This window comes from Paenibacillus violae, from assembly GCF_032461945.1.
Lineage (GTDB): Bacteria > Bacillota > Bacilli > Paenibacillales > NBRC-103111 > Paenibacillus_E > Paenibacillus_E violae.
In genome coordinates this window covers 16,821-32,898 of the sequence record NZ_JAWCUD010000009.1, presented here as the reverse complement: position 1 = coordinate 32,898, position 16,078 = coordinate 16,821, and the positions used below count along the sequence as shown (strand labels likewise).

Sequence of the window (16,078 nt, the reverse complement as noted above, 5' to 3'; positions counted from 1 at the left end):
CCTTTAGGTTGTTTTGTGAAATATTAATAGATTGTATGTTTGAACTTGGATGGATATTCCTTATAGACACTACTATAGACACTATAAGTGAGGCCTTGTGGGATAAGGGTTTTGAGTGTTTAGTTTTGTAAGAATTATCCGCAGGATAATAAGGTTTTTGGATACTTATGTATAAGTTCATAGTACATTTGGTTATTACTAATGATGTAACTCGTAATAACCAAAATCAGGAAAATATTATCTTTGTGGAGGGAAAACAATGCCTGCAAGAAAGATTGGCCCCAAGAAAGGAGTCAACAGAAGATGTTTAGTAAGTCGTACTACCGAAGATGAAAAAATGGTTTTTAGTGAAAGTTTGTTGGAAAGAGACTTCATCAAGCTTTGCAATTGCCTACCAACAATTTCTCGAATCGAATATCAACCACTCTGCATCGCGTTTAATTATAGAGGGGAAAGGAGAAAGTATTATCCCGATTTTTTGCTGACGGAAGTTGATGGGAAAAAAATATTGGTTGAAATTAAACCATTAAGCAGAACAAAAGATCAAGAAAATCTAATTAAGTTCAAAGTGGGTGAATTATTTTGTGAGGAAAAGGGGTGGTCCTTTAAAGTTATAACGGATAGAGATTTATACGAAGGTCAGTTGAAATACAATGTGTCTTTGTTACTCGATGCTAAACGCCTCAATATCGATATAAGACTGCAATATGCGATATATGAACTTTTTCAAATGTTTGGACAAATTATGATTAAAGATCTCCATCTGATATTTCCAAATGTTGAAAAAGGAATAGTAAACGCGGCTGTGTACACACTTCTTTTGAATCAATATTGTAAAACCGACATGTTGAGTCAACGTATAAATGATTTTTCAATAATCGAGATTAATGAAAAGAAGGATTGGTGATAAATGATGGGAAATTCCGGGATAGTACAGCTAGACTTATTTGTAGGTGAAGTAAGACCATTTTTAAAGGTTAAAACTGATCATTTTACCAAATGCATAATTGGCATTGAAATTTTTTTTAATAGTCAAAAATCCAGCCGAATAGAATGGGGGGATTGAGATGTCAGTTCACGATTTCTCTCATGGTTCAGTATTTTTGATGAAAGATAAAGAGTACGTTGTTAAAAAAGCTAATCATCGAGAAGTGGTCTTGGAGGAAGTACACTTTGGAGTCAGAGGGACATTTTTAATTGATGAACTATTACAAGCTTGGATGTCTGGTGAACTAAAATTTAAAATAACGTCGAATAATCCTGAAAGAGAGATTGAGTATGATTCTGACCTCTTACCAGAAGAAGCTAAACGAAGGTTCGCTGTACTTGAACCATTTATAAAAGGCCACAAAACGTATGCAAATTTAAATGACCATCTAAAGGAACATGAAATATCACAGGGTACCTTTTATAACTGGTTACGAGTTTGGATGAGATATCGAGATACTCGGCATCTAGTCCCAAATAAACGCGGCCCTAGAGATCGAACTTCGAGCCTAAAAGTTATTCAAATTGCACAAGATGTGGTAAAAGAAATGGCCTATACAAAAGTGAAAACTTCAGTACACAAAATGTATAGAGAATTTAAGCTAAGGATCAAAGAATTAAACGAGTATCGGGAGGAGGCTGAACAAGAAGAGATATTTTCTTATACTACTTTTTGGAGAATTCACCAAAAAGAAAAAGATATACACAAATTGAATTCGCAGAAGTATGGAAAGCAAAAGGCCGATTTGATTAAAAAAGGCTCGCAGGGGAGGATACACACAGAACGAATATTGGAGCGTGTTGAAATTGATTGGACACAAGCAGATATTTTGCTGGTAAATCCTATAACACTTAAAAGACAGCGACCATGGATCGTTTATGCAATTGATGTTCATTCAGGGCAGCCACTAGGATTCCATACAACATTTGAGGTCCCTAATACAGCTGCTTTTAAGCAGTGCTTGCTTCACTGTTTCTTACCAAAAACTTATATAAAAGAAGTATATCCCCTCATCAGGAATGAGTGGAATGCGTATGGTATTCCAAAAGAGATTGTACTAGATAATGCAAAAGTTAATGAATCTTACGATTTGCAAGACGTTTGTCGAATTTACGGAATAGATATTCAGTACTGCAGCATTGCATCAGGTCATCAGAAGGGTACTATTGAACGTGCTTTTCGCACTTTAAATGAAAAATTGATACACGCAACTCCAGGTACCACATTTTCTAATCCATTTGAAAGAGGGGAATATGATTCAGAGGGGGAGGCATGCGTAACCCTACAAGCATTTAATTATCTTGTACATATTGCTTTAGTCGATATGATTTCTCATGATTGGAGGCATTCAGTAACTCGTGCAGGTATTCCACATAAGTTGTGGCAAAAAAGTTTAGAGGAAAACCCACATTTAAAACTTGCTATTCCACGAAATTTGAAAGAATTAAAGATTGTAATGGGTTCCGGTTTAGAATTTAGAACCATTACTAATAAGGGGATTACTCTTGAAACGGTAAACTTTCAAAGTGAAGAACTTGCTGATCTCAAAAATGAACTGGTGAGGTTTAATCGGGACAATGAAGAAGTGAGAGTTAGATTCGACAAAGATGATCTGCGCGTGATATATATTCGTGATCCTTTTAATGAAACCTTTATTGAGGCTTACCCAGATGAAGATATCTTGATGGATAAGAAGATCCGCTTGGACCTTCCGGTACCTTTCTACCAAATCCAACTTCGTTCAATTGAAAAAAGCGGTGAACTTACAAAGCATATTAAATATGAGGATGATCATGTTGGATATGCAGCTCGCGCAGTAGATCAGATTATTAGTCAACAGAAGAAAGATATGTTAAATGGATATTCCGATACATTAGAGGAAACCAAAGCACAAATTTTGCAATTCACTGAGTTAGGTAGTGCTATCAATGATTTAGGTTGTCCCGATGAAGTGTATTCAATTAACTCAATTGAAGAGATGGATGAACAAGTTAAAAAACCTAAAAGCAAAAAGAAGGGAGCTAAAAAGAGCAATTCGGATTCAAGTAGTGAAGAATCACCTGAAGTGGATATAAAGTTAGACGACGGAGTGGAAGAGGAGTTACCAACATTTAAACAAACAATTCGAGGAGTGAGTTAAAGATGGAAAGTTTTTACGAGGACTTCAATATGAATCCTGAGCTTTTACAAAGACAGCAGGAGGCTATGGAAAAAGTAAAAAAGTTAATTGTTTTCCATCCAATGTTTCAAAAAATATATCAAGAAATGTTCAAGTGCCATATGTTATCTAAAAATTCGGCAAAATCTGAATGTCTGTGCATATTTGGTGAGTCGGGCACAGGTAAGACAACAGTACTTGAACTTTATCGTGATAAGTTTCCAAGACGTGAGGAAAGTCAGGGTTCGATTATTCCTGTATTAATTGTAGAGCTCCCTTCAAGTGCAACACCAAAGGATGTTGCATCGAAAATATTATTTGAGCTTGGAGATCCTTATTTTGACAAAGGAACAGAAAAAACAATGAAAGTTCGAATTGTAGACTTTATTCAAAATTGTGGTGTACAATTAGTTATTTTAGATGAATTTAATCATCTAATTGATAGTGATACAAAACGGGTCTTACAGAAGGTGGCAGATTGGATAAAAGGTTTGGCAAACAGTGTTAATGTACCAATTATACTATCTGGCGTGCCATCTGCTGAAAAAATCTTTCGATATAACATTCAACTGGATACTCGTTTTACAAATAGGTTGAGGTTGCAGCAGTTTAAATTTAATAAGGATTTTCGCGGGTTATTAAAAGCAATTGATGAAGCCCATCCATTTACTGAATCGTCGCACCTGTCAGACCCAAAAATGACAGAAAAGCTATACTATGCAACTAAAGGCAATATGCGTATTTTAATGCGTTTAATTGAGAGTGCAACATTTGAAGCGGTAGCTGCTAATCGTAATAAATTAACTGAAGATGATTTATACATTGGGTTTAGTGGGATTGAACTATCAGCTAGACCTCATGTTGTAAATCCATTCAACGACACATCTTTTAATTTTAAAGTAGCGATTGCCGAAGAGCGAAATAAAATGAAGAGGGATGTCAAAAATTCGTCTAATTAATTCACAAAGGTGATTCAATTTGCTGTCTGTAGTTCTTAACCTCAAAAAATTCGACAATACAGGAGAAGATCTCGAAGATTTGATCTCCATTGGGACGATCGGACTCATCAAAGCGATATCTACGGGGAAATGTTCGTTGCTGCGATGATCGCTGCGGCATTCGTAGAATCTGACCCGCTCCGAATTGTAGAAATTGGTTTGAGTGAGATTCCACGGAACTGCCGACTTGCTCAAGACGTAAAGCAAGCTGTGAAAATCGCACAAGGTACCAACGATCGGCTTGTTTTGGTTGAACAGATTTGGGAAGCATTCAAGCATTACGATCCTGTACACACGAATAACAATGCAGCGTTGGTGGCGGCTTCTCTTGTATTTGCAAAAGGGGGCTTCAACGTCGCAGTAACCACATCCGTATTGGGTGGGGGGGATACGGATTGTAACGGCGCCACGGTCGGTTCGATTATGGGGGCTGCACCAGGGGCCCAGCAGCTACCGAACCATTGGGTGAAGCCACTGAACGATACGTTGTACGCCGAGGTGACAGGGTTCCATCCGATTGCAATATCCGAGTGCGCACGGAGAAGTTATGATGTGTTCAGGAAGTTAAAGGGTTAACGATAATCAAATAGGCGTTTCAAGAGCGTTTTGCATGGGAGCGAAGTTTAAATGGGTTCCCCAAACCGTCTTGGAGATCCAACATCATCACCGCAGCTTTGAAATCGGTTTGTGTTTATCAGGGCTGGGGGTATTCCATTTTGGGAACCGGACTTATCCTATTGCTCAGGGTCATACGTTCATTGTGAATGTGCTGGAGAATCATATTGCACAGGCGGATGAGGACGATCCGTGTGAATTCGTGTTTATTAATTTCGATCCCGAACTCTTGGAGAAGGAAGAACCTGAGTTGATGGTTCCTTTTCGGTATTACCCCTTCCACTTCAGTAATCTCCTGAAGGGGGACATGGAGAGTATGACGCGATTGCGTCTAATTATCCAGCATATGTGGGAGGAGAAGGAAAGGATGGCTCCCGGGTTTCGCACAGCTATCAAAAGCTTGTTGCTGTCGCTATGTGTAGAGTTGCTTCGTCTGTCTAAACAGGAGATAAGCAGTTCGAAATGGAATGATGGTCTACGAAACTATGAGCATATTCGTCCTGTTTTATCTTATATCACGGAACATTATCAGAAGGATCTCGATCTACTTCAATTAGGCCGGCTGTTTCATCTCAGCCAGTCCCACATATCTCGTTTGATTCTAGAAGCGACAGGCAGGAAATTTAAGAACCACCTTCTTACCCTTCGCATCCAACATGCTAAACGGTTGCTGGCCGGGTCAGAGCAGAGTGTCACCGAAATTTGTTACGACTGCGGGTTCTAGAGTATGGCGACCTTTTACCTCAACTTTAAGCAATACGTGCTGCAGTCTCCCGAGGAATACCGCCGCAGCTGTACCTTTTAGATATGATGATCCGAACATTGATGAAAATAGAAAGGAGCAGTTTGCCACATGGCAGCTGCTCCTTTTTCGTTATAGCTTCCACTGTGAACCATCGCTTACTGGTTGCTGTTCTTGTCTAGGGTTCAGTGTCACCCAGCTTGCCTGTTGAGACACCAAGCGTTGCCACACCAGCTCCACCTCGTGGAGCTGAATGCGAGGCAGCGCGGGCAAACCCACTGCTTCTACCTGGAGTTCCTCCGCCTTACGCTGCAAGGTCACAAGACAGGCGAGCATGATTCGCTCTCCCAGGAGGATTTTGATGCATTCCTTCAAATCATGAAACGGGTGAAAAGCATTACCCGATTGTATTGGGGATTTACATCTTAATAAAAAGAAATTCATTATAAAGGCTTGAGTAATCAAGTCTTTTTACATTAGCTGATTGCTTTTTGGCAGGTTGCGCACTAACCTATTTTGGAATTGACCTTGCTTCGTGTTCACAACCTCAAAAAGTTTAGAGAACTTGAATTGGTTTACAAAGCAAAAGGAACTCATTTTTGAAATGAGTTCCTTTTATTACATTGTTATTATTCAGCCGATCGAGAGTTGGAAAATAACACCAAGGCATATTTAGTTTTATTATACATCATAACTTATTTGTTTCTATAAAGTTCAGACAAAATAAACTTTGCTCTTTTAATCTCATCATTTGATTGGCGAATAAGGAGGTCAAGCACATCTTGTAGATCTCTTTGTTTACTATTTTCTTTTCCAATATTCAACTCAGCATATCCAAATAATTCTTGAACTTCTGTTTCTAAAGCTTCAGCTAGTTTCTCTAGATTAAGCAAAGTGATATTTTTTTCGCCACGCTCAACTGCACCTATATAAGTAAAATGAAATCCAGAAACTTCAGCTAATTGTTCCTGTGTTAATCCATGTGCTTTTCTAATATCTCTTACTCTTGCTCCAACTATTTTTAAAATGTCGCCGCCCATTGTAAACACCTCTATTTAAAGTGTAGACAAAGGAGCGAAACAGAAACATTATCTTATAAATATAAAAATAGTATTTACTATTTATAAGTATTAAAATCGCGGGGTTGGGGAATAACTAGTACTAGATTTATAGAATTTAAATTTTCCTAATGAAGGAGATTATCTAATGAGAAAAACATTTTCTTTTGCTTTTGTAACTCCAATGGGTATTTATGTTAACCGAACTTTTTACACATGCGCAAGAGCCATTGAAGAGCAATGGTATCTTCGAGCTGCAACAAGTGGAACTTGGTTAATACCCGTAATCTATTCGAAGGATTCGATTGATAGCATTAGGGTTATTTATGATGGTGAGATTTTCAATGCAAACGTTGTACCAGATACATCTAAGATTTCTGAATTCGTAAGAAGATCAATTCGAAGAGATGTCTCGTGAGGGGACACTTTATGTTCAAAGGGAGAATGTTTTGCAAGCGAGCAGATCTAAATGAAGAAGAGAGTTTAACAAGTTATTTATGTCGAATTTCTAAACTAAATCGGTACGTGTCTTACTCGTATCTAGTATCAGATTTAAAAATGACGATTTCAAAATTTAATAATAATGCTTTTAATAGTCATCAAATAAACCAGGTGGGAGTTTTAGTTTCAAAGCCCCCAGAGTTATTGCTAAAGCACTCAAATATAAGGATTGAGGAATTAACGGGAAAAGATCTCGCTGATAAACTACTTATGAAAAACCGCATTAAATATTGTCCGGCTTGTTTAATTGGAAATAAGCATCATAGATTATCTTGGCTATTATATCCTCTGAATATCTGCACGAAGCATAAGATCTCCCTTATTGAAAAATGTCCACGTTGTAATTCATTGATTTGTTTAGAATCAGTACTAAACGGTAATTGTAAAGTCTGTAACTTTAATTTAAGTCAAGCAAATTTAAACAGAACTGTACCTTTAGAGACTATTATTACTCCTCAGTTATACTTATATAACGAATTGTTTAACCCGTTACGTACGCAGTGTCCCCCGTTAAATCTTTGTATTTTAGACTTCTTAATTTTAGCTGAATCAAGTTATTACATAATTGAAGGATTGAAAAGCTTTTTAGGTGACGAGCATATAATCTCATGTTTTAATAAAAAAAAGAATAATCAGCGAGAAAGCGAAAATCAATCACATGCATTTAATAATGTATTTTGGATGTATCAAAATTTTCCTCATAACTTTTACAAGGTGCTTAGTGATTTTGTACAGTGTAAACCGTCCAAATACATTTATGAGCAAAAGAAGCAATTTGAAGTAATTCTTGAAAAGAACCAATTTAGAGAAGTGTCGGAGGCCTACAATAAGTTTTGGCTAAAAATGATTGATAAGGGACTGATCCGTAGGGATTTTTCAGTCTTTAAAAAAAGTCCAGAATTGCTAAGTGAACGTAAATTTATTAGAAAGGAAGAGATTAGAACCAAAGAAAGAATGAGCTATGAAAAGTTAATTCAGTTGAGTGAATTCAATGAAATCCAGATGATAAAAATAAAGAAGGGGAAAAGAAAACAATATTTCGTGGAGAGGAATTCTTTTGACAAGAAACTTGAGGACGAAAAGTATTATATTACAAAGAGTGAAGCAGCACTAATGTTAGGTATCCAAAAAGACTCTATTCCAAAGTTAATTACGGCTGGGATTCTGAAAACTTATCATAAAAAATCAAATCGATATGAATTACTAAATTACGATGAAGTAAAGAGGCTGCTGGAAAGATGCCGCGGTGAATTGGGGTCAGATATTGAGAAGGGATATATACGGTTCCATGAGGCTTTAATTACATATTCAGTATGCGGCTTAAGTATTGTTAAGTTAATCAAGTTTACATTAAATGATGAACTAAAGCCGATGAATGATTGTATTCAAGGTACATTATCTCAAAATTACTACAAAATTGATGAACTGCAGAAATGTATAGATTTGATTAAAAAGGAAAACCAATCTGAACAGGGTTATTACCTTCAGGATGTTATTGATCAATTAAATATTGGGGAGAAGAAAGCGCGACAGTGGATGAAGGAGGGGATTCTAGTACCAGATCAAATTATCGAAATGAAGGATGGGAGGAAAAGGTACTTATTTAATAAAAAGAGAATTGATAATTTATTATTAATGAAGAACGAGCGTCTGGAGATTGCGTGATATGGCTTGAACTGTAACTTAGCATTGGACTTTCGAAAGAGAAGGAAGGAGTAAGCCATGCCATCCTTCTTTTAGTATCGGACGTCAAAGTTCTTTGTAGAATAGCCCCTAGGGGAGTAACGATGCCGCCCAATGCCACATAATAGGCAAGGTAGATTGTGAGAAGTCTATAGTATAATAAAACTAGATTTCTAATAAAAGGATGATCACTATGCAAAATATGTACACGGCCAAAATCGAAGAAATGAACTATATGAATACAATGAATACTTGGCGCTACCGTCCTATTCTTCGTTTTTTTATGAGCAGTATGGTTACCGAACGCAGCTAAAGGCAGAGGACATTTTGCAGCATTTAAAACAATTTGATGAATTTAATTCCTACACAATAGATGACTTAAAAAAAGACTTAGATGTACTTGAGGGATGGAAAAACGTCACTACACGTCAAGAGGCGAATGACTATTATACTATCGAAGAGTTCAAATCTAAGAGATTTAAATACCAGGCTACAAATTATACAATTTAAATAGAGCGCTTTTTAGAAACGCTTGAGACCAACAAAACAGACTTTGGTGGCGGGTCGTTGGATAAAACGTTATTCGATCGAATCATGGAAGCACTTAAGCAGCTACATTCAGTAGATGTCTCAACACAACCTGAAGAGGTATATCGTAGATGGGAAGATTTAATGGAATTCTTCCGTAGACTTGATCGAAAAACCAGCGACTATCTAGCTCATATTTCTTCATTTCAAGCAGAAGATGAAATGCTCAGTGAGGTTTTCTTGGTTCGCCGTCGAGATCTTGTTAATTATCTGCGTGATTTCATTCTTGTGCTTCAGAAAAAAATTCCGATGTTGCAATACATGTTGGAGCAAAAGTTTCATGAACAATGGCTAGAAGAAATCATCGAACAGCTCGTGTCCTATCAGCAATCGATTTTTCGTTTTGGTGAAAAAATGTCTCCCGAAGCCATGAGAAAGAGACTGCAAGATGAATGGAGTTCCATCTTTATCTGGTTTTGCGGTGAACACAGCGATGCGTAAAGTGTTATGACGCAGACTGGAGAAATTATACGGAAAATGCTTCGTTTTGCTAGCCGGCTTATGGAAAGTAAGCAATATTTGCGAAGCAGAAAACAGGAGTTTTGGGATTTAGCCAAACATTTTTATGAACTCGGTAGTGATGAAGATGCTCATAAATTGGCCTCACTGGTAATCGGAGTCGCGTATACAAAGCATTTCGCCTGCGAAGAAAATGATACTTCCGGTAGGATCGAAAGCTTCTGGGACATTGATCAGGAACCAATTGAACTGGGCTCACGGAAACCGGGATTCCGCACTAAAGGCAAAATTAGTGGGATTGCTGATAATAAAGCAAAGCAAAGAGAAATGCTCGAAACATACATGAGGGAACAAGAAGAGATTAAGCAGAGTTTTCAGTTACTAATACAAGAGGGCAAGATCGTGGTGGAAGAACTTCCGATCTTAGCTAGACCTCAGAGGCGAAAAATTTTGGAACTTGTAAACAGATGTATGCACTCAGCGGATAGTATTGGCCGGACAGAATGGGGACACACATTAAAATGGGTTCCTGGAAACGGTAGTATAAAGTTGCAGTGTTTGGATGGAGAATTGATTATGCCGAGCGGTACTTTACTTCTGCAAAAGCATGGTAAAGGAGTAGCAGTTGTATGAGAACAACGGGTGATACAAAAAAGGATGATTTAAAGAGAGATTCAAGATTGCTTTTAGAGCAGTATTGGATTGTCCGGGAGGAACAACAGGAAGAATTTGATTTGGTGAAAAAATACGAATCGCAGTTAAAGACCTGGTTTAGGGAAAAACTAGGCCTTGAACTCGTAATTCACCGCAAAGTGTTCGCCAGGCTTGAGAAGATACCTGCAGAAGCAAACGAATATACAGTTTTGGAACCCGATGTTTTTAAAAGCTCTATGGACTATACTGTTCTGTTTGCATTGTTTGCTTTCTTTGAAGGAAGATATGACGAAACATTTCTAATTAGCGACTTCTGCGAAGAACTCCGTTCAACTCTTGGGGAGCAAGACGATAAGTTTTTAGAAAAACACCATTGAACGACGCCGCTGCCGAGTGATTTGAAGTTTAACAATTTCACTTCTTTGTATTGGTACTTTTCCGTGTCAATCAATAGATTGAGTCCGGCGCGACATTGAATATGAGCTCGTCAACAAGACCTTGACCCAGAAAAGCATTGTGAAGGTCCGCGCCCCCCGAGACGAGGGCGGTTTGATAGCCTCTTTTCCGCAGGTAGCTCAAGGCTTCGAGCAGTGAGCCGACAACCGTCACACCGGGAATTTCTTTCACAATTGCCGATACGACAACGATATCCATTCCGGTAAAAGCCCACCCGTCTTCGCTCGCCTGCATTCCTTCAAAAGTGCCTCTTCCGACAATGAAATTACCGGCTGCTTGAACATGTGTCGCAAAATCGCCGAGCGCTTCCTCTTTTGGGGGATTATTCGGACTCGATTGAGCGTAGTTGCCATTGCCTGTTAGTGTTGCCCAAAGAATTGTTTTCATTAGATTGCCTCCTAAAAATCGATTAAAATAAACGGTGATTATAGTTCAACCTAGTTATCTTGAATGCCGCGATGTCCGTTCAAGGACTCTGCGGATGGATGCGACCACCCGGTCCGGCCGATCTTCTTGCACGTAGTGAGAGGCATCGTCTAACGACTCGGTTTCGTTTAATTTCAAATAACCTTGCCATTTAGCCATCTCTTCGGGTGGAAAGCCTGCGCTATCCTTCATTCCCCACAGAATCTGTGCTGGCAAATTCGATAGAACTGGCAGTTTCGCCTCGATTTCCGCGAGCCACGCACGCGCTTTACGAATCTGCCTCGGGAATACCCATGTAGGTTTCCGAGATTTTGGAGTTGGGAATGGATCGGTGTAGGCATTTCTCAAGATATCCGTGATTTTCTCGGAATGATAGATCCCATTCGGGACAATCTTCTTGGCAAAGAAGTTTCGTCTTGTCTGAAGCCAGTACCCGAAGGGCCATCCACCCATGGCTAACGAGAATAGTTTCATCGCAGGGAGCGTGGCCGGCCATGCCCAGGTATTCATCACGACAATTCCGCGCAGGTTCTCACGGTGCCTTACGGCGTAGTTGAATCCGATCGGGCCCCCCCAATCTTGGACAACTAGTACGAATTCCTTGAGATTCAGTCGCCGGATAAATTCTGTGACCGCCTCAGAATGCTCCTTTGGCGTATAGCCATAATCGGATGGAGCTCGTGACATTCCGAGTCCTGGGTAATCCAATGCAATCAGACGGCATTCATCGCTCAATTCTTTGATGACGTTCCGGTAAAGATAAGACCAGGTGGGGTTTCCGTGTAGGAGAAGAATGACAGGACCCTGTCCCTCGTCAATGTAATGAATTACGCCATCGCGGTAAGGCATCCAGTGGTCCTTAAACGGATACTCCGATGCATCTACATCAAACGGTCTTTGCATTTATGCCTCCATTCTGCCAATTGTTTTAAACGGCGTTTAAATTTCTCGGAATACTTATTTGAATATTCAGATATTAATTGTGATTCAAAGCCCTGCTTATATCGATTGAGCATCCCGGTTGCGCGCACCACTTAGGGGTTGATATCGATATGTATTAGAATTTTGTGTTATGGCTCTTATATAAGACTACATCACTGTGGTATATTTGAAAAGTAGTTACAATAAAGTGCAATAGTTTCAAAAAATGAACTATGGAGGAAACATAAATGTTGGATCGCTCTTGTATCGAAGCCATTGATCCTTTGTTGGAAATTTTGGATGGTAAATGGACTCTCCCTCTTCTGTTAGAGTTGTTTGTCGGTACCAAGCGATTTGGAGAGCTGCGGCGAAAGCTGCACCCGATTAGCCCGAAGACGTTAACGGATCGACTGCGGGTGCTGGAGGAGAAGGGGATAATAACGCGCACTCAATACCCCGGTGTGCCCCTGCACATCGAATATGAGCTAACTGAGCGAGGGTGGAATCTGCAACCTATTTTTGCGGCTATGTGGACATGGGTTAAGGAAAATAGCTTAACCGAGAGTGGGGCAGGAGAGATGACATAGAAGTGAATGAAACGAAGCATGGGAGCGGAAGGACTCAAAATGCAAAAGCTAAGCCAAGGGAAATTATTGCATATTGGACTCCCTCGAAATGATTCTTTTTCCTCACTCAGACTTATGAATTCGTAGGATTTCACCCTGTAGTCAGAATAAAGAAGGGACAGAAGCAGCTCATCGATGAGGTCCACCGGTACATTCACTTTTACAACCACAAGCGGTTTCAGAGAAGAAGTTAAACAACCTTAGTCCGGTGTAGTACCGAACTAAGGCTGCTTAGTGCTCTTATTTCATTGTTGTCTACTTGACGGGGCGCCACTGGCCTCCCGCCTGGGAAGGACCCAGTTGGGGCGCGGGAAGTGGCAGGTGTAGCCGTTCGGATAGCGATCCAGATAGTCCTGGTGCTCCGGCTCTGCTTCCCAGAAGTCGCCGACAGGCGTCACTTCGGTGACGACCTTGCCCGGCCACAGATCCGACGCGTTCACGTCGGCGATCGTTTCCTCTGCTATCTTTCTCTGCTCGTCGCTCGCATAGTAGATCGCCGAACGGTAGCTTGTGCCGATATCGTTGCCCTGACGGTTCCGCGTCGTAGGATCGTGGATTTGAAAGAAATACTCCAGGATGCGCCGGTAGCTCGTCTCCGCAGTATCGAAGACGATTTCGATCCCCTCCGCATGAGCGCCATGGTTGCGATAGGTCGCGTTCGGAGTGTCACCGCCAGTATAGCCGACGCGAGTTGAGACGACGCCGGGAATCTTGCGGATCAAGTCCTGCATTCCCCAGAAGCATCCCCCAGCGAGTACAGCGCGCTGCTGCATGTTAAACCTCCTCAATCTGATCGAGATATTTGCCGTAGCCCTCGCTCTCCGTGTCGCCGCGATGGATGAATCGGAGCGACGCGGAATTGATGCAGTAGCGTAGGCCACCGCAATTAGCCCAGCCATCCGGGAAGACGTGACCGAGATAGCTATCGCCGTGAGTGAATCTAACCTCGGTCCTTATCGTCTTATGGGACTCGAAGATCCTTGTCTAGGATGTCCCATATCCGCATTGGAAAGGCAATGTTTTTCTAACTAACTTAGAGCTTCGTTAGATCCTCAACCATTATACCCGCGGTATGCGTGACTCAAACCTGTTGTTTTTTACTGTTGAAGAACTATCTTACCATAAAAAAGCAAACGTGTATTCTGAATTCTGAATATAAAAGATGACTTTGCATTCCCCTTAAAAAAGCGGGGAATTTTTCTATTAGGGGGTAATAGATATATGTTCTTTTCCAACGACATTTGATTTACGCTTGTCGGGTGACAAGAATATTATGACATTCCCGACGGATCCCACTAAGCATTGTATATCTATGTATTCTTAATCACGTCAGTTCCTGGTTGATCTAACTGGCGGGGGAGCTAAATAAAAACGTCAGCGTGAAACGGTGGCCGCGTTACGCTAACGGGCAGTTTAGCGCAATCCATATGTGGTATAATGTGGGAAATGTCGGTTATTGTAAGCGGGTTAAAGAATGGAGATATTTCCTGATAAACACGAACTTATTGGGCTTTTTGAATGTGAGCCACAATTTTTAGATGAAATAGACATTCCCGAATACTACAATCAATGGAGATTCATTCTAAAAAGGCGAACTGATGTTTTAGAGATAGAAATCGAACCGAGCAACTGTTTTATTCATATAAGATGGCATCAAGAAAATAATGTTCTAGTTGAACTTACTTTGGAGAAAGTTTATGGAATAGAAATAAAAAAACAAGGAGCCTCTGAATTCGCACAGCTATTATTCCGTGATAAAAATCTTAAGATCTTAACTCTTCGGACGAAACCTTACATCTCAATTTGCTGGGGAACCGAATGGTGACGATACATATTAATTGATTAAACTAAAAGCAGAACGTTTCATAATAAACTGCGAAGGATAAAGTGCATATGAATAACTTGAGATTACTTGCAGGTTTCTATTATCTCGCATTAGCAACGGGTTATAAAAATAAAAATGATATCATAAAATGGGCGGATAATTGTATTGAAAGATATGATGTTCCATATAATTTTATTGAACTATCTCTCTCCAGTTCCAAGAAGATTACCGACATGCTTTCAATTTTAAAATCTTTGTACGGAGAGCATGATTTTCAACATCCAATGTATTTAATATTGGGTAAAATACGATCAGAATTTATTAATGAGAAAATATCGATAGTAAATTTCTTTTCTTATATTTATGCATTGTATGTACATGGATGCACCTCTGATAAAGAGTTAAATGAGTTTTCATTTTTAGATCGGTTAAGTGACGGATATTATTTAGCAACTGCAGGTATTTACGGAGAGGTAGAAGATATAGTGCAGGATGCGCTTGATGAATTAAAAAGATTTGAGGAGTTTTGTGTCATTTTGAATGAAGACTCGTTTAACTAAAAGGAAACAATAGCGCAAAAACAAGGGACAGATCGCCGTAACCGGCAACTGTCCGAAAATGTGCAAAGTTTATTAATAAGACGTTATGTAAAAAAACCTGAAATCTAAATTAAGGAAGATAAAACATGCAAACTAATAAGTATCTATGGAATGATGAAGATTTTGATAACATGAGTTGGCATGATTGTAAGGTGTATGGAATTGGTTTTGACAATGAAAATTATAAACTAATATTTGATATAGATTATATTTTAGAATGGGTTAAGCCAGAGAAGGACAACATTTACTTCAAGTTTTGGGTGGCACCTTCCACACTGGTATTTGAGAATGTTTATGATCTAGATATTAATTTATCTATATTTGGTGGTTTTGAGATAGATAAAGTGTTTAGGAGTGAACCTAAAGAACCTCGAAATAAAGAATACATTAATAGAAATATTGAATGGTCTTGGTATATTTCGTCTAATCAAGGAGATATCACTTTTAAATCCGTTGGATATACACAATTTATTAGGAGAAAACCTATTCTAACTGGTGAGCAATCACTTGGATTAACTGCAAGAGGAGGAATATCTTTTAATGAAGAAAGTTATACAAAACTATAAACCAATTTTAATGCAATTTCTAGACTCATTGATCCACCAGGAATTATCGATGAAGAGATTAATGCAGACAACTTGCACAACCTACCACATCGGATCATTAAGCTAACGTAAGAACGATTGTTGAATAACATGGGAACAGAACGCCGTGGCCGGTAGACTGTTCCCTTTTTACGTAATGGGAGGATAGTTCAATAACTTCGCGAATATCTTAGGCA

17 protein-coding genes and 3 pseudogenes are annotated in these 16,078 nt (G+C 39.4%); 15 read left to right on the top strand and 5 right to left on the bottom strand.

The genetic code is table 11. From position 1 onward, the window contains the following. Positions 1-259: 259 nt before the first annotated feature. From RQP52_RS23225 to RQP52_RS23200, 6 genes and pseudogenes are all read left to right on the top strand, one after another. Entirely contained in the window at positions 260-907 is a 648-nt protein-coding gene (locus RQP52_RS23225; protein ID WP_315954062.1) for a TnsA endonuclease N-terminal domain-containing protein, read from the top strand. A gap of 160 nt (positions 908-1,067) precedes the next feature. Then, the gene (locus tag RQP52_RS23220) at positions 1,068-3,128 is read left to right on the top strand and encodes a Mu transposase C-terminal domain-containing protein (protein ID WP_315954061.1); all 2,061 of its coding nucleotides are present in this window, start codon (positions 1,068-1,070) and stop codon (positions 3,126-3,128) included. Positions 3,129-3,130: 2 nt separating this feature from the next. After that, the gene (locus RQP52_RS23215) at positions 3,131-4,105 is read left to right on the top strand and encodes a TniB family NTP-binding protein (RefSeq protein WP_315954060.1); all 975 of its coding nucleotides are present in this window, start codon (positions 3,131-3,133) and stop codon (positions 4,103-4,105) included. A 108-nt stretch (positions 4,106-4,213) separates the two neighbouring features. Continuing rightward, positions 4,214-4,720, top strand: a pseudogene (locus RQP52_RS23210) (ADP-ribosylglycohydrolase family protein); the annotation flags it as partial. A 34-nt stretch (positions 4,721-4,754) separates the two neighbouring features. Continuing rightward, a complete protein-coding gene (locus RQP52_RS23205) occupies positions 4,755-5,483 on the top strand; it encodes an AraC family transcriptional regulator (protein ID WP_315954059.1) in 729 nt (242 codons plus the stop codon). A 225-nt stretch (positions 5,484-5,708) separates the two neighbouring features. Next, the gene (locus RQP52_RS23200) at positions 5,709-5,930 is read left to right on the top strand and encodes a hypothetical protein (protein WP_315954058.1); all 222 of its coding nucleotides are present in this window, start codon (positions 5,709-5,711) and stop codon (positions 5,928-5,930) included. 266 nt (positions 5,931-6,196) lie between these two features. Here RQP52_RS23200 and RQP52_RS23195 read toward each other — a convergent pair whose 3' ends face one another. Further along, positions 6,197-6,541 (bottom strand): helix-turn-helix domain-containing protein, encoded by a 345-nt coding sequence (locus RQP52_RS23195; RefSeq protein ID WP_315954057.1) that lies wholly within the window; start codon positions 6,539-6,541, stop codon positions 6,197-6,199. A 166-nt stretch (positions 6,542-6,707) separates the two neighbouring features. Here RQP52_RS23195 and RQP52_RS23190 point away from each other — a divergent pair, with 166 nt between their 5' ends. The 5 genes and pseudogenes from RQP52_RS23190 (at position 6,708) to RQP52_RS23175 (ending at position 10,821) form a co-directional block, all read left to right on the top strand. Continuing rightward, positions 6,708-6,977: a hypothetical protein gene (locus tag RQP52_RS23190; protein ID WP_315954056.1), complete on the top strand. Its 270-nt coding sequence runs from the start codon at positions 6,708-6,710 to the stop codon at positions 6,975-6,977. Positions 6,978-6,988: 11 nt separating this feature from the next. Then, positions 6,989-7,369 (top strand): annotated as a pseudogene (locus RQP52_RS36520) (TniQ family protein); the annotation flags it as partial. A gap of 534 nt (positions 7,370-7,903) precedes the next feature. After that, positions 7,904-8,725, top strand: a complete 822-nt coding sequence (locus RQP52_RS23185) for a hypothetical protein (RefSeq protein ID WP_315954055.1) — start codon at positions 7,904-7,906, stop codon at positions 8,723-8,725. 345 nt (positions 8,726-9,070) lie between these two features. Continuing rightward, positions 9,071-10,423 (top strand): annotated as a pseudogene (locus RQP52_RS23180) (TIGR02677 family protein). Beyond that, complete coding sequence (locus RQP52_RS23175) at positions 10,420-10,821, top strand: DUF2398 family protein (protein WP_315954054.1); 402 nt, start codon at positions 10,420-10,422, stop codon at positions 10,819-10,821. Before RQP52_RS23180 ends, RQP52_RS23175 begins: the two are co-directional and overlap by 4 nt. A gap of 70 nt (positions 10,822-10,891) precedes the next feature. Here the strand turns inward: RQP52_RS23175 and RQP52_RS23170 are convergent, their stop codons facing one another. After that, entirely contained in the window at positions 10,892-11,287 is a 396-nt protein-coding gene (locus RQP52_RS23170; RefSeq protein ID WP_315954053.1) for a dihydrofolate reductase family protein, read from the bottom strand. A gap of 54 nt (positions 11,288-11,341) precedes the next feature. Next, on the bottom strand, positions 11,342-12,229 hold the full coding sequence (locus tag RQP52_RS23165; RefSeq protein WP_315954052.1) for an alpha/beta fold hydrolase: 888 nt from the start codon (positions 12,227-12,229) through the stop codon (positions 11,342-11,344). 266 nt (positions 12,230-12,495) lie between these two features. Between RQP52_RS23165 and RQP52_RS23160 the strand changes: the two genes are divergently transcribed. Next, positions 12,496-12,834, top strand: a complete 339-nt coding sequence (locus tag RQP52_RS23160; RefSeq protein WP_315954051.1) for a winged helix-turn-helix transcriptional regulator — start codon at positions 12,496-12,498, stop codon at positions 12,832-12,834. 284 nt (positions 12,835-13,118) lie between these two features. On the opposite strand, the gene msrA is transcribed toward RQP52_RS23160, so the two are convergent. Then, positions 13,119-13,646, bottom strand: coding sequence for a peptide-methionine (S)-S-oxide reductase MsrA (gene msrA / locus RQP52_RS23155; RefSeq protein WP_315954050.1), 528 nt, complete (start codon positions 13,644-13,646; stop codon positions 13,119-13,121). A 1-nt stretch (position 13,647) separates the two neighbouring features. Further along, the gene (locus tag RQP52_RS23150) at positions 13,648-13,851 is read right to left on the bottom strand and encodes a peptide-methionine (R)-S-oxide reductase (protein ID WP_315954315.1); all 204 of its coding nucleotides are present in this window, start codon (positions 13,849-13,851) and stop codon (positions 13,648-13,650) included. Positions 13,852-14,347: 496 nt separating this feature from the next. Here RQP52_RS23150 and RQP52_RS23145 point away from each other — a divergent pair, with 496 nt between their 5' ends. From RQP52_RS23145 to RQP52_RS23135, 3 genes are all read left to right on the top strand, one after another. Beyond that, the gene (locus RQP52_RS23145) at positions 14,348-14,698 is read left to right on the top strand and encodes a hypothetical protein (protein ID WP_315954049.1); all 351 of its coding nucleotides are present in this window, start codon (positions 14,348-14,350) and stop codon (positions 14,696-14,698) included. Positions 14,699-14,766: 68 nt separating this feature from the next. Next, positions 14,767-15,258: a hypothetical protein gene (locus tag RQP52_RS23140; RefSeq protein ID WP_315954048.1), complete on the top strand. Its 492-nt coding sequence runs from the start codon at positions 14,767-14,769 to the stop codon at positions 15,256-15,258. A gap of 125 nt (positions 15,259-15,383) precedes the next feature. After that, positions 15,384-15,863: a hypothetical protein gene (locus tag RQP52_RS23135; RefSeq protein ID WP_315954047.1), complete on the top strand. Its 480-nt coding sequence runs from the start codon at positions 15,384-15,386 to the stop codon at positions 15,861-15,863. Positions 15,864-16,078 lie beyond the last annotated feature (215 nt).